We start from the raw sequence: 20082 nt of genomic DNA, 5'->3' as shown, positions 1-20082 counted from the left end.
TGTTCAACGATGACTGATAAAAAATTAAGCGTTACCGACCTGCACAAGCGCTACGGCCAACATGAAGTGCTGAAAGGGGTCTCTCTACAAGCCAATGCGGGCGATGTGATAAGCATCATTGGCTCATCGGGTTCTGGCAAAAGTACCTTTTTACGCTGCATTAACTTCCTCGAAAAACCGAGTGAAGGGACGATTGTTGTCAATAACCAGAACATTAATCTGGTGCGTGATACCGACGGACAGTTAAAAGTTGCCGATAAAAATCAGCTTCGTTTACTACGCACGCGTCTGACGATGGTATTCCAGCATTTCAACTTGTGGAGCCACATGACGGTGCTGGAAAACGTCATGGAAGCGCCGATTCAGGTGCTTGGCCTGAGCAAGCAAGAAGCGAAAGAGCGTGCAGTGAAGTATCTGGCGAAAGTTGGCATTGACGAGCGCCAGCAGATTAAGTACCCGGTACATCTTTCCGGCGGCCAGCAGCAGCGTGTCTCTATCGCCCGTGCACTGGCGATGGAACCTGAAGTATTGCTGTTCGATGAACCGACCTCCGCGCTTGATCCTGAACTGGTAGGCGAAGTGTTGCGTATCATGCAGAAACTGGCCGAAGAAGGGAAAACGATGGTAGTGGTAACGCATGAGATGGATTTTGCGCGCCACGTTTCAAACCATGTGATTTTCCTGCATCAGGGTTTAATCGAAGAAGAGGGGACACCAGAAGAGTTGTTTGGTAACCCGAAAAGCGCCCGTTTGCAGCAGTTCTTGTCGGGATCGCTGAAGTAATACTGAAAGTCCCGCCGTTGCGGCGGGACTTGAATATTAACGCACTACATCCCCCAGCGCCTCTTCCAGATCATACCAACGGAAGCCAAACCCAGAATCTTCAAGCCGCTTTGGCAACGCGCGTTGCCCGCCCAATACCAACACCGAAGATTCCCCCATCATCATCCTGACTGCGGTTGCCGGTGCACGTATAAATGCCGGGCGATTCAGTACATGGCCGAGAGCATGAGAGAACTGTTCATTGCGCACCGGATAGGGTGAAACCATGTTAAATGGCCCGCGTAGGTCGTTATCCAACAGCCACAAAATACCGTTCACCATATCGTCGATATGAATCCACGCCAGATATTGCCGCCCATCACCCATTGGCCCACCCAGACCTAAACGGAATATCGGCAGCAGTTTTGCCAGAATCCCGCCTTTGGGGGCTAACACTACGCCGGTACGCAGCAGGCAGACGCGCGTGTGCTCGCTCTGTGCCCCACAAGCAATTTGCTCCCAACGGGCGCACAGCTTATGGGTAAATTCATTGTGGGGCGGTTCATCTTCGTTGACGACCACTTCACCGAGGTCACCATAATATCCGGCGGCAGAACCAGAGATAAACACTGCAGGCGGCGTCTGGCTTGCTTTAAACATCTCAACCAGGCGTTCGGTGATTTGCCAGCGGCTTTGACACAAGCGCTGTTTTTGCGACTCGGTCCAGCGTTTGTCGGCAATGGGTTCACCTGCAAGATTGATCACCGCATCGAACCCATCAAGATTTTGATGGTCGTTCAACCCTTTCCAGAATGTGACTTTGGGGTCAAAAAGCGTACGCGCTTTGTCGGGGTTTCTGGTGACGATCGTGACACCGTGCCCTAATTCCAGCAAGCGCGGTACCAGATGGCTGCCAATCAGGCCGGTTCCTCCGGTAATCAGTATCTGCATGCTCGTCTCCAGTTGTTTGCGCTTACTTTCGCCAACTCATGGTCATTGATACCGAGTCGGCATAGCGCAGCGCGTGAAGTTTATCGATCTCTACTTCAGCATAAGATACCCACGGATGATCGCATGCGATGTCGAGCACATCCTGAGTTAATTTTTCCAATAATGAGAAGCGATGGTTCTCTACCAACTGAATGATTTGTTTAGTGATAGTGCGGTAATTCAGCGCGTCGTTGATATCTTCGCTGGCGCGGGCTTTGTCCGCCGGGTAATGAATGGCGACGTTAATGACTATATCCTGGCGATTGGCAATTTCTTCTTCCTTGATACCAATGAAGGTGCGCAGGCGTAAATTTTTGATTCGAATAATTGCGTCTGGTTGTGGGGACATTGCAGGTGTGCTCCATGTAGTTATTTTCCATCGCAGACTATACCCAAATTAGATGAGGAAAAAAATTGCGCGCCTTGTCGGGCGCGCAGGGTTTAGTTTTGCTGCGCTTTCTCATAAGCACGTTCGGTTGCCGGGCGTGAGCGGATTCGCTCAAACCAGTTTTGAACGGCAGGGAAGTGCGCCAGATTGATGCGCTGGCGCTCATGGGAAACCGTCCACGGATAAGTAGCAATATCAGCAATGCTGTATTCGTTACCGCCCAGCCATGGAGTTTTCTCAAGCTGCTTATTCAGAACGCCGTACAAGCGTTGGGTTTCAACCTGGTAACGCTCAATGGCATAGGGTACGGGCTGCGGTGCGAAGTGATTGAAGTGATGATTCTGACCAAGCATTGGGCCAAAGCCCCCCACTTGCCAGAATAGCCACTGCAATGTGTGGGTGCGTTCGCGCAAGTCTTTGCTTAATAGTTCGTTGGTTTTTTCTGCTAAATACAGCAGGATTTCACCGGATTCAAACAAGCTCAGTGGGCCGCCGCCGTCCAAAGGGTGGTTGTCGATAATCGCCGGAATTTTATTGTTCGGAGAAATCGCTAAAAAGGCAGGCTGAAACTGATCTCCTTTGCCAATATCAATACGATGAATGGCGTAGTCCAGGCCCGTCTCTTCCAGAAACAGCGTGATTTTGTGGCCGTTTGGTGTCGGTGCGTAGTAGAGGTCAATCATGTCATTCCCATCCTGATATCAGTATTTTTCTTAAACCTATGGAGTATAGACTTTTTGAAAAAAGTGCTTCGTAGATGATTTTTGCTCAAGTGACAGTTGCCATTTTCCGCTATATGTTCAATAGCCTGGGAAACGAAATCATGGGGATATTATGAGCCAGCCGACAATAACACTTTGGTCCGATGCGAATTTTTTTAGCCCGTACGTGATGTCTGTCTACGTTGCACTCAAAGAAAAAGGCCTGAACTTTAACCTGCAAACGATTGATCTGAATAGCGGGCAAAACCTGCAACCTGGCTGGAAAGGCTATGATTTGACGCGCCGCGTTCCCACTTTAGAAGTCGATGATTTTCTACTGAGTGAATCCTCCGCCATTACTGAATATCTTGAAGAGCGTTTTGCTCCGCCAACCTGGGAGCGTATTTATCCGCATGATCTGGAAAAACGCGCCCGGGCGAGACAAATCCAGGCCTGGATCCGCAGCGATTTAATGCCAATTCGTGAAGAGCGTTCAACCGACGTGATTTTCGCAGGCGTGAAGAAACCGCCGCTGACGGAGAAAGGACAGATAGCCGCTCAAAAACTAATAACGACGGTAGAAAAGTTGTTGCTTGTCGGCCAACAAAATATTTTTGGCGAGTGGTCGATTGCCGATACCGACCTGGCATTGATGCTTAATCGTTTGATTCTCAATGGCGATGAAGTCCCTGATCGGCTGGAAGAATATGCAGCCTTCCAGTGGCAGCGGGCTTCGGTGCAGCGTTTTCTGGCACTTTCCGCAAAGCATTCTGGCTGATTAGCCCCATAATTCGCTATGATAATTCCGCTTACCATTAACAGGAATAGGGCTTTATGAAGCTGATGTTTGCCTCGGATATTCACGGATCGTTACCCGCAACAGAGCAGGTGCTGGCACATTTTGAGCGCAGTGGTGCTAAATGGTTAATATTGCTGGGTGATGTGCTGAATCATGGGCCGCGAAATGCGCTACCGGTGGGCTACAATCCTGGCGCTGTTGCTGAGCGCTTCAACAGCATTGCAGACAGAATTATCGCGGTTCGTGGTAACTGCGACAGTGAAGTTGACCAGATGCTGCTTCATTTTCCGATTACTGCACCCTGGCAACAAATATTGATGGAGGACCAGCGTTTATTTGTGACGCATGGTCATCTGTATAACCCTGATAAATTGCCACCACTGGCAGAAAACGATGTTTTGGTTTTTGGTCATACTCATCTTCCACTGGCTGAGAAGCAAGACACGGTCTATCTCTTTAATCCGGGCTCGGTGAGTATCCCTAAAGGCGGCTTTGAAGCGAGTTATGGCATGCTAAACGACGGTGTTCTGAGCGTTCACGCACTGAATAACGCTGGGGTTATTGCACAGGTCGAGATTACCCCGTAACTTACCGCTTGTTGAACATAACGCGCCAAAGAGCGCCCTGAATAAGGTTTCCCCAATGGCGGAACAGAGTCATTTTGTTGGCATGGAATGGGTAGATATTGTCAATGAAGACAATGAAGTAATCGCGCAAGCAAGCCGCGAGCAAATGCGCGCGCAGCGTTTGCGCCATCGCGCGACTTATATCGTTGTGCATGATGGTATGGGGAAGATTTTGGTGCAGCGTCGTACCGAAACCAAAGATTTTATGCCGGGCATGCTGGATGCTACCGCTGGTGGCGTAGTGCAGGCTGATGAACAACTGCTGGACTCAGCACGTCGTGAAGCGGAAGAGGAGTTGGGTATTGCCGGTGTGCCATTTGCCGAGCATGGTCAGTTCTACTTTGAGGACACCAACTGCCGCGTATGGGGAAGCCTGTTTAGCTGTGTTTCTCATGGCCCGTTTGCGTTGCAGGAAGAAGAAGTCAGCGAAGTATGCTGGATGTCGCCGGAAGAAATTACAGCCCGCTGTGACGACTTTACGCCGGACTCTCTTAAAGCACTGGCGTTGTGGATGACCCGCAATGCGAAAAATGAATCCCAGCACACGGCTGCTGCGGAGTAATTCATTTAGTTTTACTTTAACATGCCAATAAAAAAGGCCGCTAAATTAGCGGCCTTGTTGCTTCTCAGAAGAACTTAGTCTTGTTGAGAAGACTGAATCGCAGTCAGAGCGATGGTGTAAACGATATCGTCTACCAGTGCGCCACGAGACAGGTCGTTGACTGGTTTACGCATACCTTGCAGCATTGGCCCGATGGAGATCAGGTCTGCTGAGCGCTGTACCGCTTTATAGGTGGTGTTACCGGTGTTCAGGTCTGGGAAGATGAACACGGTAGCGCGACCCGCAACCGGTGAGTTTGGCGCTTTGGATTTCGCAACGTCAGCCATAACTGCGGCGTCGTACTGCAACGGACCGTCGATGACCAGGTCAGGACGTTTTTCTTGAGCAATACGTGTAGCTTCACGTACTTTCTCAACGTCGCTACCTGCACCAGAAGTGCCGGTGGAGTAGGACAGCATTGCAACGCGTGGGTCGATACCGAATGCAGCAGCGGAATCCGCAGACTGAATAGCGATTTCTGCCAGTTGCTCAGCAGTTGGGTCCGGGTTGATCGCGCAGTCGCCGTAAACGTAAACCTGTTCTGGCAGCAGCATGAAGAACACAGAAGAAACCAAAGAGCTGCCTGGTGCAGTTTTGATCAGCTGCAACGGTGGACGAATGGTGTTCGCGGTAGTGTGAACAGCACCGGAAACCAGACCGTCAACTTCGTCTTGCTCAAGCATCAAAGTACCCAGCACAACGTTGTCTTCCAGTTGCTCACGGGCAACGGCTTCGGTCATGCCTTTGCTCTTACGCAGCTCAACCAGACGTGCAACGTAGCTCTCGCGAACCACTTCCGGGTCAACGATTTCGATACCCGCACTCAGTTCAACGCCTTGCGCAGCAGCAACACGGGTGATTTCATCCGGGTTACCCAACAGTACGCAAGTTGCGATACCACGTTCAGCACAGATAGATGCCGCTTTCACGGTACGTGGCTCTTCACCTTCTGGCAGAACAACACGTTTGCCGGCTTTACGCGCCAGCTCAGTCAGCTGGTAACGGAAGGCTGGAGGAGACAGACGACGGCTACGCTCAGACGTTGCAGTCAGAGATTCGATCCAGTTTGCATCGATGTGGCTGGCCACATATTCCTGCACTTTCTCGATACGCTGATGGTCGTCAGTTGGGACTTCCAGGTTGAAGCTTTGCAGGCTCAGGGAAGTCTGCCAGGTGTTAGTGTCAACCATGAACAGCGGCAGGCCGGTAGCGAATGCACGCTCACACAGTTTGGTGACGCGTGGGTCCATTTCGTAACCGCCGGTCAGCAGAACTGCACCGATGTCTACACCGTTCATTGCAGCCAGGCACGCGGCAACCAGCACGTCTGGACGGTCTGCTGAAGTCACCAGCAAAGAACCTGGACGGAAGTGTTCCAGCATGTGCGGAATGCTACGCGCACAGAAGGTCACAGACTTCACGCGACGAGTTTTGATGTCGCCTTCGTTGATGATGGTTGCGTTCAGGTGACGCGCCATATCAATTGCACGAGTAGCGATCAGATCAAAGCTCCATGGCACACAGCCCAGAACTGGCAGCGGGCTGTCAGCGAACAGCGCTTTAGGATCGATGTTAGCGATGCTCGCTTTAGTGGAGTCATCAAAAATTTCGGACAGATCAGGACGGGTACGACCCTGCTCATCAACTGGGGCATTCAGTTTGTTAATGATAACGCCAGTGATGTTGGTGTTTTTGCTGCCGCCGAAGCTGCTACGAGCCAGTTCAATACGCTCTTTCATCTGCTCTGGGGAGTTGTTACCCAAAGACATAACGAAGACGATTTCAGCGTTCAGCGTTTTTGCGATTTCGTAGTTCAGAGATTGCGCAAACTGATGTTTACGAGTTGGAACCAGACCTTCAACCAGAACCACTTCAGCATCTTTGCTGCTGGCGTGGAAGTTGGCGATGATCTCTTCCATCAGCACGTCTTGTTGGTTGCTGGACAGCAGCGACTCAACGTGATTCATGTGCAGCGGTTCAGCCGTTGGGATGCTGGAGTTAGCACGCACAATGCTGGTGGTTTGATCTGGAGTATCGTCACCGGTACGCGGTTGGGCGATAGGTTTGAAAACGCTAAGGCGAACGCCTTTTTGTTCCATAGCACGGATAACACCAAGGCTGACGCTGGTCAGGCCGACGCTGGTTCCGGTAGGGATCAACATAATAGTACGGGACACGGTATAACCTCTTTGTATATACCCGGCATATTTCGGGTCGCAGAGGATTGCAGCAACTCGAATTATTTTGGGTATTGCCCTTTACAGGACTCAGAAAACAACACCGCCAGCGAAGGCTGGCGGTAAGGAGAATCAAGCGGTCAGGCGAGATGCATCCTGAGCGATAACCAGTTCTTCGTTGGTCGGAATGACCATCGCAGGAACGGTACCCTCTTTGTTGATGTAGCCTGATTTGCCGAAACGAGCAGCCAGGTTGCGTTCATGGTCAACTTCAAAGCCCAGAACACCCAGTTTGCCCAGAGACAGCTCACGTACCATTGCAGCGTTTTCACCGATACCACCAGTGAACACAACGCCGTCCAGACGACCTTCCATCAGTGCAGTGTAAGAACCGATGTATTTCGCCAGACGATGGCAGAACACGTCCATTGCACGTTTAGCATCTTCTTTAGTGGTGTAGTTGTCTTCAACATAACGGCAGTCGCTGGTGACTTCAGTCAGACCCAACAGGCCAGACTCTTTAGTCAGCATTTTGTTGATATCGTCAACGCTCATGCCCAGGGAATCGTGCAGGTGGAAGATGATAGCTGGATCGATGTCACCAGAACGGGTGCCCATTACCAGACCTTCCAGCGGAGTCAGACCCATAGAGGTGTCAACACACTTGCCGTTACGGATAGCAGAAACAGAACCGCCGTTGCCCAGGTGGCAAGTGATCAGGTTCACTTCTTCCACTGGCTTGTTCAGCATTTTCGCGGCTTCTTGAGTCACATAGAAGTGGCTGGTGCCGTGTGCGCCGTAACGACGAACGCCATGCTCTCTGTACAGGTTGTACGGCAGAGCATAGAGGTAAGATTCTTCTGGCATGGTCTGATGGAACGCGGTGTCAAACACAGCAACGTTTTTATCAGCCAGTTTAGGGAAAGATTTCAGTGCTTCAGCAATACCTATCAGGTGTGCCGGGTTATGCAGTGGTGCAAAAGAAGCAGTATCTTTGATACCCTGAATCACGGTCTCGTCGATAACGACGGAGCTGGTGTACTTCTCGCCGCCGTGAACAACACGGTGGCCGATAGCAGTCAGCTGCTCGGACAATTCAGGTTTTTGTGCCAGAATGGTATTAACCATAAAGTTAAGAGCTTCGCTGTGAGCGGCGCCTGCACCCAAAGCCGCTTCTTGTTTACCGCCATCCATTTTCCACTTGATACGTGCTTCAGGAAGATGGAAACATTCGGCTAAACCAGAAAGGTACTCGTCACCGTTTACTGCATCAATGATTGCAAATTTCAGTGAAGAGCTACCGCAGTTCAGAACCAGTACTAACTTACTCGACATGGAAGTACCTACTATTAATATGTGGCTAAAAAAACGTCAGTTAGTCTCTCAGCGTAGCGCATGATGAGCCTGACATTTATGATTAACGTCATGCCAGAAGCGTTTTTTTGGCATGAAGATTAAATACTCTAGAGTTTACGCCATGTTGCGCGATTTTTCGGCAACGGCTGACTGAGCAAAAAATTGACAACCTGCGGTTTCCCTTCTACGGCCATCAAGGCCGGCACAGGATACCCGATTGCAGCAGCTAAAGACAAAAGATTTTGAACCATGTAATTTAGAGTTGTTGTTTTGCACAAAAATTTTATTTTTTATATGTGAAGTTGAGGTAAAGCCATGTCGACACCCCTAAATAGCCACGCCAGCTGGTTTAGCATGTTCAGTCGTGGGCAACACTATTCTAAGACCTGGCCTGTCGATAAACGCCTCGCGCCAGTCTTTGTAGAAAATCGTGTTATCCGCGCCACACGTTTTGCCATCCGCTTTATGCCCCCACTTGCTGTGTTTACGCTGACCTGGCAGATTGCCCTTGGCGGCCAACTTGGCCCCGCAGTCGCAACCGCATTATTCGCCTGTAGCTTACCAATGCAGGGTTTATGGTGGCTAGGTAAGCGCTCAGTTACGCCACTGCCGCCGACCATTTTGAGCTGGTTCTACGAAGTGCGTGGCAAATTACAGGAAGCAGGGCAGGCGCTAACACCGATTGAAGGCAAGCCAGATTACCAGGCGCTCGCTGAAGTACTGAAACGTGCGTTTAAGCAGTTGGATAAAACTTTTCTTGATGATTTGTAAAATCCCTGCCGTTACGCATATATAGAAGGATATTTTTTCGCAGGAGTGATTCTGCGCAACAGGAGCTAAGAAATGGAAATGACTAACGCCCAGCGTCTGATTTTATCTAATCAGTACAAAATGATGACCATGCTCGATCCAGACAACGCCGAGCGTTATCGTCGCCTGCAAACGATCATTGAGCGCGGTTACGGCCTGCAAATGCGCGAGCTGGATCGTGAGTTCGGTGAGTTGACGGAAGAAACTTGCCGTACTGTCATCGACATTATGGAGATGTACCACGCGCTGCACGTCTCCTGGACGAACCTGAAGGATAACCAGGAAATTGACGAACGCCGTGTCACCTTCCTCGGCTTCGATGCAGCAACTGAAGCTCGGTTCCTGGGATATGTTCGATTCATGGTCAATATTGAAGGCCGTTACGCGCATTTTGACGCAGGTACTCATGGCTTTAACGCGCAGACCCCAATGTGGGAAAAATATCAGCGTATGTTGAAAGTGTGGCAGTCCTGCCCACGTCAGTATCATTTAAGTGTGAATGAGATCGCGCAGATTATTAATGCCTGAGGGGAGACGCGTCGTGAAGTGCAAAGGTTTCTTGTTTGATTTGGATGGGACTCTGGTTGACTCCCTGCCAGCGGTTGAGCGTGCATGGATTAACTGGGCTAAGCGTTTCGATATTTCGCCGCAAGAAGTATTAGGCTTCATTCATGGTAAGCAGGCGATAACTTCACTGCGTCATTTTATGGCGGGTGCGTCTGAAGAAGAGATCCAGCAGGAGTTTTTCCGTCTTGAGAAAATCGAGTCTGAAGACACCGACGGTATTGTGGCATTGCCAGGTGCCGTTGAGTTGTTGGCTCATCTGAACGAAGCGGGCATTCCATGGGCTATCGTGACCTCAGGTTCATTACCGGTGGCTTCAGCTCGTCGTGCGGCTGGCGGACTGCCAGAGCCTGAAGTGCTTGTTACTGCTGAACGTGTCTCCCGAGGGAAACCTGAGCCGGATGCCTACTTACTCGGTGCGCAATTATTAGGTTTAGAGCCTGAAGAATGCGCTGTAGTAGAAGATGCGCCAGCAGGTGTACTTTCTGGCCTGGCTGCAGGTTGCCATGTTATTGCGGTCAATGCACCGGCCGATACGCCACGGCTTGAGCATGTCGACTATGCTCTGCATTCGTTGACTGAGCTTCTGGTTCAGAAGCTGCCAGATGGCACAGTCGAAGTGTTGAGAAAACACTAAACACATGATTTAGCCCCGCGATAGCGGGGCTTTTTTATGGCATGATTTTTACCCTTTCAATCAGCTATCACCCTAATTAATTGGAGTCACAGCAAGGCAGCAAGGGAGCTTATCCCGGGGAACTTACATGAGTAAGTGACTCGGGTAAGTGAGCGTAGCTAACGCGGCTGTGGCTTCAAGTAAGACGGGGAAAAAGGAATTGTTTTGAACTCAGAACTGATTTGGGTTTTATCGCTGTTAGCGATAGCGGTGGTGCTGTTTGCCACTGGCAAAGTACGTATGGATGCGGTTGCACTTCTTGTCATTATTGCATTTGTCCTCAGCGGCACACTCACTCTCAGCGAGGCCTTCTCAGGCTTTAGCGATCCCAACGTTATCCTGATTGCAGCACTCTTTATCATTGGCGACGGCCTGGTACGAACCGGCGTTGCTACCAAAATGGGGGCCTGGCTTGTGGATGTTGCAGGCAGTAGCGAAACCAAAATGCTGGTTTTGCTGATGCTCACCGTTGCGGGGCTTGGCGCATTTATGAGTTCAACGGGTGTGGTCGCAATATTTATCCCCGTGGTACTCAGTGTTTCAATGCGCATGAAAACCTCGCCATCGCGCTTAATGATGCCGCTCAGTTTTGCCGGGTTGATTAGCGGCATGATGACGCTGGTCGCAACACCACCCAATTTGGTCGTAAACAGCGAATTGCTACGCGAAGGGTTGCAGGGGTTCCACTTCTTTAGCGTTACGCCTATTGGTTTGGTCATTTTATTGCTGGGTATCGGCTATATGCTGATTGCGCGTTTTGCACTGAAAGGGCAGAACAAAGACGATGGCAAGCAGGACTGGCGTCGTCGTACTTTTCGTGACCTGATTAAAGATTACCGCCTGACTGGCCGTGCGCGTCGTCTCGCAATTCGCCCGGGTTCACCGATGGTGGGCCGACGTTTGGATGATTTAAAACTGCGTGAGCGTTATGGCGCCAATGTCATCGGCCTTGAGCGCTGGCGCAAATTCCGCCGGGTTATCGTCAATGTCACTGGCGTCACTGAATTTCGCGCGCGCGACGTGCTGTTGATTGATATGTCTGCTTCTGAAGTCGATCTGCGTGAGTTTTGTAGCGAGCAAATGCTTGAGCCAATGGTTCTGCGCGGCGAGTATTTCTCGGACCAGGCGCTGGATGTTGGCATGGCCGAAGTTTCGTTGATCCCTGAGTCCGAACTGATAGGGCAGACACTGCGCGAGATAGGCTTCCGTACTCGCTACGGCCTGAACGTTGTTGGGTTACGTCGCAATGGCGAGGCAATGGAAGGGCTGTTGGTCGATGAAGCGTTACAGCTTGGTGATATCTTGCTGGTTGTCGGTGACTGGAAACTGATTAGTCAGTTGCAGCAAAAAGGCCGCGATTTCCTGGTACTCAATTTGCCGGTGGAAGAGGGCGAGGCGTCTCCAGCGCATAGCCAGGCACCCCATGCGATTTTCTGCCTGGCGTTGATGGTCGCCCTGATGTTGACGGACGAAATTCCTAACACCATCGCGGCCATTATTGCCTGTTTGTTGATGGGTAAGTTCCGTTGTATCGACATGGAAAGTGCCTATAAAGCGGTGCACTGGCCAAGTATTATTTTGATTGTCGGTATGATGCCATTCGCTCTTGCACTGCAAAAAACGGGTGGTGTGGATTTGATTGTAAACGGGTTGATGAGTCTCGGCGGTGGCTATGGTCCACACATGATGTTGATTTGCCTGTTCGTGATGTGTGCCGCGATTGGCTTGTTTATCTCAAATACGGCGACTGCGGTGTTAATGGCACCTATTGCGTTAGCTGCGGCAAAATCGATGGGCGTTTCCCCTTATCCATTTGCCATGATTGTCGCACTCGCCGCATCTGCTGCATTCATGACACCAGTGTCATCGCCGGTTAATACCTTGGTTCTGGGGCCTGGAAATTATAAGTTCAGCGATTTTGTGAAGATGGGCGTGCCGTTTACGGTGATTGTGATGGTGGTAAGCGTGGTGATGGTGCCGATGTTATTCCCGTTTTAATACCCTTCATACTTGAAGCCGCATCTTTGTTGGCTAGGTTTACAAACCCCAGTCACTTACTTTTGTAAGCCCCTGGGGATTTTCTCTCTTGCCGCCTTGATGTAGCTCCAATTATTTTGGGTATAGGTTAAAGCGGCGAGTCCTGGCTAATCTCATCGAGCGACAGCTGGAAGCTCGGCACAAAGACATTCATAAAATAGTCCATCTCTTCGCTGTGGCGGTCAGCCAGCGTTTTCTCGAGCCTGCCTTTTGCCAGTAAAAATTCATTGTTACCGGCAGAGAGCTCTTCCAGACATTTTAGATAGGCACATAACGCATCGGCTTGCTTGACGATGGCTCGCTCCTCGTCGCTACTGCGATGTTCATCAATCAGTGGTGCCCAGATATCACGTAACTCTTCTGGTACCATATCAATCAATTTCTGTTGGGCGATTTTCTCGATAGCTTTGTATTCATGAGCAATTTGCGTGTTGAAATACTTCACCGGCGTTGGTAAATCCCCCGTAAGCACCTCACTGACATCGTGATACATCGCAAGCAGGGCAACATGTTCGGCGTTAATTTGGCCGTTGAATTTACGATTTTTAATCACGGCTAATGCATGAGCGACCATTGCAACTTGCAGGCTATGCTCCGACACATTTTCGGTACGCACATTACGCATCAGCGGCCAACGATTGATTAATTTCAGGCGTGAAAGGTGGGCAAAGAAATGGCTTTGGCTCATAGATACACTCGGTACGTAAGCAAAGAAAACCATTGTGCGGGGAGTCGGGGGAAGATGCAAACATCTCCCCCGAGAGAATTATTGGTGGTAATGGCCGAGGAAACGACCAAATTTATTGATAGCCATTTCCAGTTCATCAACACGCGGTAAAGTCACGATACGTACGTGATCCGGCCACGGCCAGTTAAATGCCGTTCCTTGAACCAAAAGCACTTTTTCTTGTAATAAGAAATCCAGCACCATTTTTTGGTCGTCGTGGATATTAAAGCGTTTAGCGTCGATTTTAGGGAACATATAGAGTGCGCCCTGCGGTTTCACACAGGAAACACCAGGAATATCGTTAATCAGTTCCCACGCACGGTTACGCTGTTCATACAGACGCCCGCCTGGTGCAATAAATTCGCTAATACTCTGATAACCGCCTAAAGCCGTCTGAATCGCATGCTGAGCAGGTACGTTCGCGCACAAACGCATCGACGCGAGCATCTCCAGCCCTTCGATATAACCTTTTGCGTGCTTCTTCGGCCCATTCAGAACCATCCAACCCTGGCGGAACCCGGCAACACGATAAGTTTTGGACAGCCCATTAAAGGTCACTGTCAGCAGGTCCGGAGCCAGTGCCGCAATTGAATGGTGCTGTGCCGCGTCGTACAGAATCTTGTCGTAGATTTCATCAGCAAAAATAATCAAATTATGCTGACGCGCAATTTCTACAACTTCCAGCAACAGCTCTTTAGAGTAAACCGCACCGGTTGGGTTGTTCGGGTTAATAATTACGATACCGCGAGTACGTGGTGTGATTTTAGCCCGAATATCGTCAAGGTCCGGGAACCAGCCTGCCGACTCATCACATAAATAGTGAACGGCTTTGCCACTAGAAAGCGAAACTGCTGCAGTCCACAAAGGGTAATCAGGCGCTGGTACCAGCATCTCATCACCACTGTTCAGCAATGCTTGCATCGATTGAACAATCAGCTCAGAAACACCGTTGCCGATGTAAATATCTTCAACTGTCACGTCCCGCATTTCACGAGCCTGATAATGCTGCATGATGGCTTTACGTGCGGAGTAGAGTCCTTTCGAGTCGCAGTAACCCTGAGCAGTAGGCATATTACGAATCACATCGACAAGAATTTCATCCGGGGCATCAAAGCCAAATGGCGCAGGGTTGCCAATATTCAACTTGAGGACTTTATTCCCTTCTTCTTCAAGACGCTTAGCCTCCTTGAGCACTGGGCCACGGATGTCATAACAGACGTTATCAAGTTTGCTGGATTTTTCGATAGGGGACATGAACCTGACCTTTAATGTTAGCGCCACTTCCTGCCGTGGAAGCGACCAGGCAACAAATGTACTCCTGCCACGCCCAGATTTGAAGGCAGTCGAGGCGCCAGACTGCAATTTATCTTTCAAGTTAGGCACAAGCAGAAAAACCAATTGAATATCTAATGATTGGTATAAAATACTGATTATTTTACATAAGATAGATGTATATATAAATGTTAAGCCATTTGGTGATTTCATCAACTGGTGTGGCGCTGGTGTTGTAGTGGGTAATGCTGAGTGGTTTGAAAATTAAATTGAGTGATAGTTAAGGAAAATTGAATGTTTATGCTTGAGGTTAAAAGAAGTTCACTAATGTGAGTTAATAATATGTATATAAAAATAACTCTGAGTGTCATTAATATAACCGAAGAATAGAGTTAAGTTACTTCTCTTTTGCCTCGTATAGCTTCAGGGATTTTTATGAATAACCTGTTGAAGAGTGAAATGAAAAAGGAGAATGAGATCAGATAATTCGCAACAAAACTTATGGAATGGCATGATTTGCGGTAAGATATGTCACGGAAAATGACGAGTGTCTATTTTTGGACATACTGAAACTCTATGTTTTACCTCGGGTTAGTATATAACCATTGTTCTTTGGTAATTGTCCGTGCAGCAAAAATGACATAGAGAAAACTTTCATTGCACTTATCCTCGTAGCCACAAAATGTTGAATAAATAAAACTCAGTACTGAAGTAGGCTTACAATAATTACTCAGTTTTAATTTAAGTGACTAGTACAATAAGACGAATGTTTGTATGTTGGTTACGGCGGTATAATATTTCCTGGAATATGTGATCTACATTATTGGCTCGCATGTACTGGGATGCATGAAAAATAAAAAGTCAGAACGACTGTCAGGATGACGGTATGGCCCCTCGGGAGACGTTCTGTAAAAGGGAATTGCTTTATCTTTTTGATAAATCACAGCAATAAAACTAAGGCAGACTCGTAAGAGCAACCTACTAGTGAAAAAATTATGATTAACGCAAATCGTCCGATACTAAATCTCGACCTCGATCTGCTAAGGACTTTTGTTGCCGTAGCGGATTTGAATACTTTTGCTGCGGCGGCAGTTGCGGTTTGCCGTACGCAATCGGCTGTAAGCCAGCAGATGCAGCGTCTTGAACAGTTAGTAGGAAAAGAGCTCTTTGCCCGTCATGGTCGTAATAAGCTGCTGACCGAGCATGGTATTCAGCTTCTGGGTTATGCGCGAAAAATTCTACGTTTTAATGATGAAGCATGTACGTCACTGATGTTTAGTAATTTGCAGGGTGTGCTCACGATTGGTGCATCTGATGAAACTGCGGATACCATTCTGCCTTTCTTGCTTAACCGAATAAGTTCGGTTTATCCAAAGCTGGCGTTGGATGTCCGGGTTAAACGTAATCCATTTATGGTTGAAATGCTTAATCAGCAGGAAGTTGATTTGGTTGTCACCACATCAAAACCCGCGCATTTTGAATCCATTGTGTTACGTACCTCACCAACTTTATGGTATTGCGCATCGGATTACGTCTTCCAGAAAGGTGAAACCGTACCTTTAGTCATGCTCGACGATCCGAGTCCTTACCGGGATATGATGCTTGAGCATTTGAATGCAGCGCGCATTCCCTGGCGTATTGCGTATGTTGCTTCCACTCTTTCGGCTGTGCGTGCCGCGGTGAAAGCCGGCCTGGGTGTGACTGCACGACCTGTAGAAATGATGAGCCCTGAATTACGTGTACTGGGTAATGCTGATGGCTTACCAGTTATGCCAGATACTCAATATTTGTTGTGCCGTAATGTGCAAACCAGTAATGATTTGGCTCAGGCTATCTTTAGTGCTCTGGAATCAAACCCTAACCCATACCGCTACATGGCTTCGTCAGATGAAGATGATGATACCGTGCTGATGGAACGTGATTTCGAGTAATGCCTTCGGTTTGTTAGTAACAAAATATGAAATTCGAAAACAGGTCATTGAGGTCATTTATTGACTCAGTGGCCTGTTTTTTAATCACTGCAAGATGTCTTTATTACTAATTTGTAAAAACATGTTTTAAAACAATCTGCTTCATAGCGCCCTAGATACCTACCTTCTACGTACTTCCTTCGACTCAATACTCGTTTAATTGTTAAAAAATACGCTGCAATGTTGTTGTTTTCTGAGATGGATTAACAGAAGCGTGTCTCAGATCAAGAAAATACTCCCTCTTAGGGGGATGAATAGTTGAGATTTCCTGCCAAAATAGAACGGTAGATATTTTTTCCCTCGTTAACGGACACGATTCACCTTCATTAAAATAGGGTTAATAATTCGTCATTACTGATTTTTAACGCACTAAATGTTAATGAAGTTGGTTTCATGTAAATTAATGTGTGGATACTTTTGTTAAAGTTGACAAAAGGTTATAGAAAGGAGTAAAAAACCCCATCAATTTGCTGGTAAAGTTTTGATTCCGGCAGTTATTGTAAGGTTTATTGTTCCTCCCCATGAATCGATGTGGTGTTCATCTGCCAGCAAGAGCAGAGACTTTGGCGCCACTTTTGATGAGTAAGCAATGAGTATGTCAACATCCACTGAAGTTATCGCTCACCATTGGGCGTTCGCAGTTTTTCTTATTGTTGCCATAGGCCTGTGTTGCGTAATGCTTCTCGGGGCCTGGTTCCTTGGCGGGAGAGCTAAGGGTCGGCACAAAAACACTCCCTTCGAGTCAGGTATCGACTCAGTTGGTACAGCGCGCTTACGTCTATCCGCCAAGTTTTACCTGGTTGCCATGTTCTTCGTTATCTTCGACGTGGAAGCCTTGTATCTCTATGCGTGGTCAGTTTCCATCCGTGAAAGTGGATGGGTAGGCTTCGTCGAGGCCGCAATTTTCATTTTAGTGCTACTGGCAGGCCTGGTGTATCTGGTGCGTATTGGCGCGCTTGACTGGACACCTGCGCGTTCGCGCCGTGCCCAAATCAACCCGGAAACCGACAGTATCACTAACCGTCAGCAGTAACAGCGAGGCAATAAGATGGACTATACGCTCACCCGCATAGACCCCGACGGTGAGAACGACCGTTACCCCCTGCAAAAACAGGAGATCGTGACCGATCCTCTTGACCAAGAAATCAACCGTAGTGTGTACATGGGCAAGCTCGAACATGCCATGCACGATATGGTGAACTGGGGTCGTAAAAACTCAATTTGGCCTTATAACTTTGGCCTTTCTTGCTGCTACGTTGAAATGGTGACCTCGTTTACCGCCGTGCATGACGTGGCACGTTTTGGTGCCGAAGTTCTGCGTGCTTCCCCGCGTCAGGCTGACTTAATGGTGATTGCAGGAACCTGCTTTACCAAAATGGCTCCGGTCATTCAGCGTCTGTATGACCAAATGCTTGAGCCAAAATGGGTTATCTCAATGGGTGCCTGCGCCAACTCCGGCGGCATGTACGACATCTATTCTGTAGTGCAAGGAGTGGATAAATTCCTGCCGGTAGATGTTTACATTCCAGGCTGTCCACCGCGCCCGGAAGCCTATATGCAGGCTCTGATGTTGCTGCAAGAATCTATTGGTAAAGAGCGTCGCCCACTTTCTTGGGTGGTTGGCGATCAAGGTGTATATCGCGCCAACATGCAATCAGAGCGCGAACGTAAACGTGGCGAGCGTATTGCTGTCACTAACTTGCGGACACCAGACGAGATTTAATTTGCGCCTGTGGTCGGCGTGAGTTTACTTCGCATATCAATAATATTAGCGCGAAGCCGCTGACCAACAGTCACCACAGTACCATTTGCAATGGTGAGAATTATGACCGATTTAACCGCGCATGATGCCAACCAGCAAGCCTGGCAAACCCGTGACCATCTTGATGATCCGGTTATTGGCGAACTGCGTAACCGTTTTGGGCCGGATGCTTTTACTGTTCAGCCAACCCGCACTGGAGTTCCGGTGGCCTGGGTTAAGCGTGAACAATTACTGGAAGTGGTCGATTTCTTAAAGAAATTACCGAAGCCCTACGTCATGTTGTTCGACTTACACGGCATGGACGAACGTCTCCGTACCCACCGCGACGGTTTACCGGCCGCGGATTTTTCCGTTTTCTACCACCTGATTTCTATCGATCGCAACCGCGATATCATGCTCAAGGTGGCGCTGTCTGAAAACGACCTGAACGTGCCAACGATCACCAAAGTTTTCCCGAACGCTAACTGGTATGAGCGTGAAACCTGGGAAATGTTCGGCATCACCTTTAATGGTCACCCGCACCTGACGCGCATCATGATGCCGCCAACGTGGGAAGGCCATCCGCTGCGTAAAGATTATCCGGCGCGTGCCACCGAGTTCGATCCGTTTGAATTGACCAAACAGAAAGAAGACCTCGAGATGGAAGCGCTGACCTTCAAGCCTGAAGAGTGGGGCATGAAGCGCAGCAGCGAGCATGAAGATTTCATGTTCCTGAACCTCGGTCCAAACCACCCATCCGCGCACGGTGCATTCCGTATCGTTCTGCAACTCGACGGTGAAGAGATTGTCGATTGTGTACCTGACATCGGCTACCACCACCGTGGTGCTGAGAAAATGGGTGAGCGTCAGTCCTGGCACAGCTACATTCCGTATACCGACCGTATCGAGTACCTCGGTGGCTGCGTAAACGAAATGCCATACGTGCTGGCGGTTGAAAAGCTGGCGGGTATCAAGGTTCCTGAACGTGTTGACGTTATCCGCGTCATGCTGTCCGAACTGTTCCGTATCAACAGCCACCTGCTTTACATCTCTACGTTTATTCAGGACGTGGGCGCGATGACTCCGGTGTTCTTCGCCTTTACCGACCGTCAGAAAATCTATGACCTGGTCGAAGCGATTACCGGTTTCCGTATGCACCCGGCTTGGTTCCGTATTGGTGGTGTTGCTCACGACTTGCCAAACGGTTGGGAGCGCCTGCTTAAAGAGTTCCTCGATTGGATGCCAAAACGTCTGGATTCCTACGAGAAAGCCGCACTGCGTAACACCATTCTGAAAGGTCGTTCGCAGGGCGTTGCTGCTTACGGCAAGAAAGAAGCTCTGGAGTGGGGTACAACGGGTGCTGGCCTGCGCGCAACTGGCGTTGACTTCGATATCCGTAAAGTTCGCCCTTACTCTGGTTACGAAAACTTCGACTTCGAAGTCCCGGTCGGCGGTGGCATCAGTGACTGCTACACCCGCGTGATGCTGAAAGTTGAAGAGCTTCGCCAGAGTTTGCGCATTCTTGACCAGTGCCTGAAAAACATGCCTGCTGGCCCGTTCAAAGCTGACCATCCGCTGACAACGCCGCCACCGAAAGAACGCACGCTGCAACATATCGAGACCCTGATCACTCACTTCCTGCAAGTTTCGTGGGGCCCGGTTATGCCGGCTAACGAATCCTTCCAGATGATTGAGGCGACGAAAGGGATTAACAGTTACTACCTGACCAGCGACGGCAGCACCATGAGCTACCGTACCCGTATTCGTACCCCGAGCTTTGCGCACTTGCAGCAAATCCCGTCGGCGATTCGCGGCAGTCTGGTTTCTGACCTGATTGTCTATCTGGGTAGTATCGATTTTGTAATGTCTGATGTGGATCGCTAAC

At 49.2% G+C, this 20082-nt stretch carries 19 protein-coding genes; 12 read left to right on the top strand and 7 right to left on the bottom strand.

The genetic code is table 11. From position 1 onward, the window contains the following. Nucleotides 1-9 precede the first annotated feature (9 nt). Nucleotides 10-783: a histidine ABC transporter ATP-binding protein HisP gene (gene hisP, locus LVQ76_RS17145; RefSeq protein ID WP_151995301.1), complete on the top strand. Its 774-nt coding sequence runs from the start codon at nt 10-12 to the stop codon at nt 781-783. Nucleotides 784-819: 36 nt separating this feature from the next. On the opposite strand, the gene LVQ76_RS17140 is transcribed toward hisP, so the two are convergent. From LVQ76_RS17140 to yfcG, 3 genes are all read right to left on the bottom strand, one after another. Next, a complete protein-coding gene (locus LVQ76_RS17140) occupies nt 820-1713 on the bottom strand; it encodes a TIGR01777 family oxidoreductase (protein WP_232922107.1) in 894 nt (297 codons plus the stop codon). Nucleotides 1714-1735: 22 nt separating this feature from the next. Then, nucleotides 1736-2101 carry a dihydroneopterin triphosphate 2'-epimerase gene (folX, locus tag LVQ76_RS17135; RefSeq protein ID WP_151995303.1) on the bottom strand — a complete coding sequence of 122 codons (366 nt, stop codon included), beginning with the start codon at nt 2099-2101 and terminating at the stop codon, nt 1736-1738. A gap of 92 nt (nt 2102-2193) precedes the next feature. Then, nucleotides 2194-2823 (bottom strand): GSH-dependent disulfide bond oxidoreductase, encoded by a 630-nt coding sequence (gene yfcG / locus LVQ76_RS17130; protein WP_151995304.1) that lies wholly within the window; start codon nt 2821-2823, stop codon nt 2194-2196. Nucleotides 2824-2974: 151 nt separating this feature from the next. On the opposite strand from yfcG, the gene yfcF reads away from it, so the two are divergent. From yfcF to yfcD, 3 genes are read left to right on the top strand one after another with little or no spacing between them, the layout of a single operon-like run. Continuing rightward, the gene (yfcF, locus tag LVQ76_RS17125; RefSeq protein ID WP_232922106.1) at nt 2975-3619 is read left to right on the top strand and encodes a glutathione transferase; all 645 of its coding nucleotides are present in this window, start codon (nt 2975-2977) and stop codon (nt 3617-3619) included. A 56-nt stretch (nt 3620-3675) separates the two neighbouring features. Continuing rightward, on the top strand, nt 3676-4227 hold the full coding sequence (yfcE, locus tag LVQ76_RS17120; RefSeq protein WP_232865961.1) for a phosphodiesterase: 552 nt from the start codon (nt 3676-3678) through the stop codon (nt 4225-4227). A gap of 55 nt (nt 4228-4282) precedes the next feature. Further along, nucleotides 4283-4828, top strand: a complete 546-nt coding sequence (gene yfcD, locus LVQ76_RS17115; RefSeq protein ID WP_255666872.1) for an NUDIX hydrolase YfcD — start codon at nt 4283-4285, stop codon at nt 4826-4828. A gap of 74 nt (nt 4829-4902) precedes the next feature. Here yfcD and pta read toward each other — a convergent pair whose 3' ends face one another. Both pta and ackA read right to left on the bottom strand, forming a co-directional pair. Then, nucleotides 4903-7044, bottom strand: coding sequence for a phosphate acetyltransferase (gene pta / locus LVQ76_RS17110; RefSeq protein WP_151995307.1), 2142 nt, complete (start codon nt 7042-7044; stop codon nt 4903-4905). Between the two features lie 132 nt (nt 7045-7176). Next, on the bottom strand, nt 7177-8379 hold the full coding sequence (gene ackA / locus LVQ76_RS17105) for an acetate kinase (protein WP_064512697.1): 1203 nt from the start codon (nt 8377-8379) through the stop codon (nt 7177-7179). A gap of 336 nt (nt 8380-8715) precedes the next feature. Between ackA and yfbV the strand changes: the two genes are divergently transcribed. The 4 genes from yfbV (at nt 8716) to LVQ76_RS17085 (ending at nt 12448) form a co-directional block, all read left to right on the top strand. Then, entirely contained in the window at nt 8716-9171 is a 456-nt protein-coding gene (yfbV, locus tag LVQ76_RS17100; protein WP_151995308.1) for a terminus macrodomain insulation protein YfbV, read from the top strand. A 72-nt stretch (nt 9172-9243) separates the two neighbouring features. Further along, the gene (locus LVQ76_RS17095; protein WP_034458818.1) at nt 9244-9738 is read left to right on the top strand and encodes a YfbU family protein; all 495 of its coding nucleotides are present in this window, start codon (nt 9244-9246) and stop codon (nt 9736-9738) included. After that, entirely contained in the window at nt 9731-10411 is a 681-nt protein-coding gene (locus LVQ76_RS17090) for a sugar phosphatase (RefSeq protein WP_232922105.1), read from the top strand. The genes LVQ76_RS17095 and LVQ76_RS17090 overlap by 8 nt, the downstream gene beginning before the upstream one ends. A gap of 204 nt (nt 10412-10615) precedes the next feature. Beyond that, the gene (locus tag LVQ76_RS17085) at nt 10616-12448 is read left to right on the top strand and encodes an SLC13 family permease (protein ID WP_232865962.1); all 1833 of its coding nucleotides are present in this window, start codon (nt 10616-10618) and stop codon (nt 12446-12448) included. Nucleotides 12449-12575: 127 nt separating this feature from the next. On the opposite strand, the gene yfbR is transcribed toward LVQ76_RS17085, so the two are convergent. Together yfbR and alaA are read right to left on the bottom strand one after the other, a co-directional pair. Then, nucleotides 12576-13175, bottom strand: coding sequence for a 5'-deoxynucleotidase (gene yfbR / locus LVQ76_RS17080; RefSeq protein ID WP_232865963.1), 600 nt, complete (start codon nt 13173-13175; stop codon nt 12576-12578). Between the two features lie 78 nt (nt 13176-13253). Continuing rightward, nucleotides 13254-14468: an alanine transaminase AlaA gene (gene alaA, locus LVQ76_RS17075; protein WP_064554960.1), complete on the bottom strand. Its 1215-nt coding sequence runs from the start codon at nt 14466-14468 to the stop codon at nt 13254-13256. A 1013-nt stretch (nt 14469-15481) separates the two neighbouring features. Here alaA and lrhA point away from each other — a divergent pair. The 4 genes from lrhA to nuoC all read left to right on the top strand — a co-directional run bounded on the left by lrhA (nt 15482) and on the right by nuoC (nt 20081). Continuing rightward, nucleotides 15482-16417: a transcriptional regulator LrhA gene (lrhA, locus tag LVQ76_RS17070; protein ID WP_232865964.1), complete on the top strand. Its 936-nt coding sequence runs from the start codon at nt 15482-15484 to the stop codon at nt 16415-16417. 628 nt (nt 16418-17045) lie between these two features. After that, nucleotides 17046-17489: an NADH-quinone oxidoreductase subunit NuoA gene (gene nuoA / locus LVQ76_RS17065; RefSeq protein WP_034497229.1), complete on the top strand. Its 444-nt coding sequence runs from the start codon at nt 17046-17048 to the stop codon at nt 17487-17489. Between the two features lie 15 nt (nt 17490-17504). Continuing rightward, nucleotides 17505-18179 (top strand): NADH-quinone oxidoreductase subunit NuoB, encoded by a 675-nt coding sequence (gene nuoB / locus LVQ76_RS17060; protein WP_034458804.1) that lies wholly within the window; start codon nt 17505-17507, stop codon nt 18177-18179. A 90-nt stretch (nt 18180-18269) separates the two neighbouring features. Continuing rightward, complete coding sequence (gene nuoC / locus LVQ76_RS17055; RefSeq protein ID WP_232922104.1) at nt 18270-20081, top strand: NADH-quinone oxidoreductase subunit C/D; 1812 nt, start codon at nt 18270-18272, stop codon at nt 20079-20081. Nucleotide 20082 lies beyond the last annotated feature (1 nt).

The organism is Buttiauxella cochleicola (assembly GCF_021283185.1).
Classification (GTDB): domain Bacteria; phylum Pseudomonadota; class Gammaproteobacteria; order Enterobacterales; family Enterobacteriaceae; genus Buttiauxella; species Buttiauxella massiliensis.
Note: the sequence above shows the minus strand (reverse complement) of the source record. Positions and strands in the feature narration are given on the sequence as shown.

What these genes read in the sequence shown, in the direction of transcription:
- hisP (WP_151995301.1), top strand. Translation starts at nt 10, where the DNA reads ATGACTGATAAAAAATTAAGCGTTACCGACCTGCACAAGCGCTACGGC.
- LVQ76_RS17140 (WP_232922107.1), bottom strand. Translation starts at nt 1,713, where the DNA reads ATGCAGATACTGATTACCGGAGGAACCGGCCTGATTGGCAGCCATCTG.
- folX (WP_151995303.1), bottom strand. Translation starts at nt 2,101, where the DNA reads ATGTCCCCACAACCAGACGCAATTATTCGAATCAAAAATTTACGCCTG.
- yfcG (WP_151995304.1), bottom strand. Translation starts at nt 2,823, where the DNA reads ATGATTGACCTCTACTACGCACCGACACCAAACGGCCACAAAATCACG.
- yfcF (WP_232922106.1), top strand. Translation starts at nt 2,975, where the DNA reads ATGAGCCAGCCGACAATAACACTTTGGTCCGATGCGAATTTTTTTAGC.
- yfcE (WP_232865961.1), top strand. Translation starts at nt 3,676, where the DNA reads ATGAAGCTGATGTTTGCCTCGGATATTCACGGATCGTTACCCGCAACA.
- yfcD (WP_255666872.1), top strand. Translation starts at nt 4,283, where the DNA reads ATGGCGGAACAGAGTCATTTTGTTGGCATGGAATGGGTAGATATTGTC.
- ackA (WP_064512697.1), bottom strand. Translation starts at nt 8,379, where the DNA reads ATGTCGAGTAAGTTAGTACTGGTTCTGAACTGCGGTAGCTCTTCACTG.
- yfbV (WP_151995308.1), top strand. Translation starts at nt 8,716, where the DNA reads ATGTCGACACCCCTAAATAGCCACGCCAGCTGGTTTAGCATGTTCAGT.
- LVQ76_RS17095 (WP_034458818.1), top strand. Translation starts at nt 9,244, where the DNA reads ATGGAAATGACTAACGCCCAGCGTCTGATTTTATCTAATCAGTACAAA.
- LVQ76_RS17090 (WP_232922105.1), top strand. Translation starts at nt 9,731, where the DNA reads ATGCCTGAGGGGAGACGCGTCGTGAAGTGCAAAGGTTTCTTGTTTGAT.
- yfbR (WP_232865963.1), bottom strand. Translation starts at nt 13,175, where the DNA reads ATGAGCCAAAGCCATTTCTTTGCCCACCTTTCACGCCTGAAATTAATC.
- alaA (WP_064554960.1), bottom strand. Translation starts at nt 14,468, where the DNA reads ATGTCCCCTATCGAAAAATCCAGCAAACTTGATAACGTCTGTTATGAC.
- lrhA (WP_232865964.1), top strand. Translation starts at nt 15,482, where the DNA reads ATGATTAACGCAAATCGTCCGATACTAAATCTCGACCTCGATCTGCTA.
- nuoA (WP_034497229.1), top strand. Translation starts at nt 17,046, where the DNA reads ATGAGTATGTCAACATCCACTGAAGTTATCGCTCACCATTGGGCGTTC.
- nuoB (WP_034458804.1), top strand. Translation starts at nt 17,505, where the DNA reads ATGGACTATACGCTCACCCGCATAGACCCCGACGGTGAGAACGACCGT.
- nuoC (WP_232922104.1), top strand. Translation starts at nt 18,270, where the DNA reads ATGGTGAGAATTATGACCGATTTAACCGCGCATGATGCCAACCAGCAA.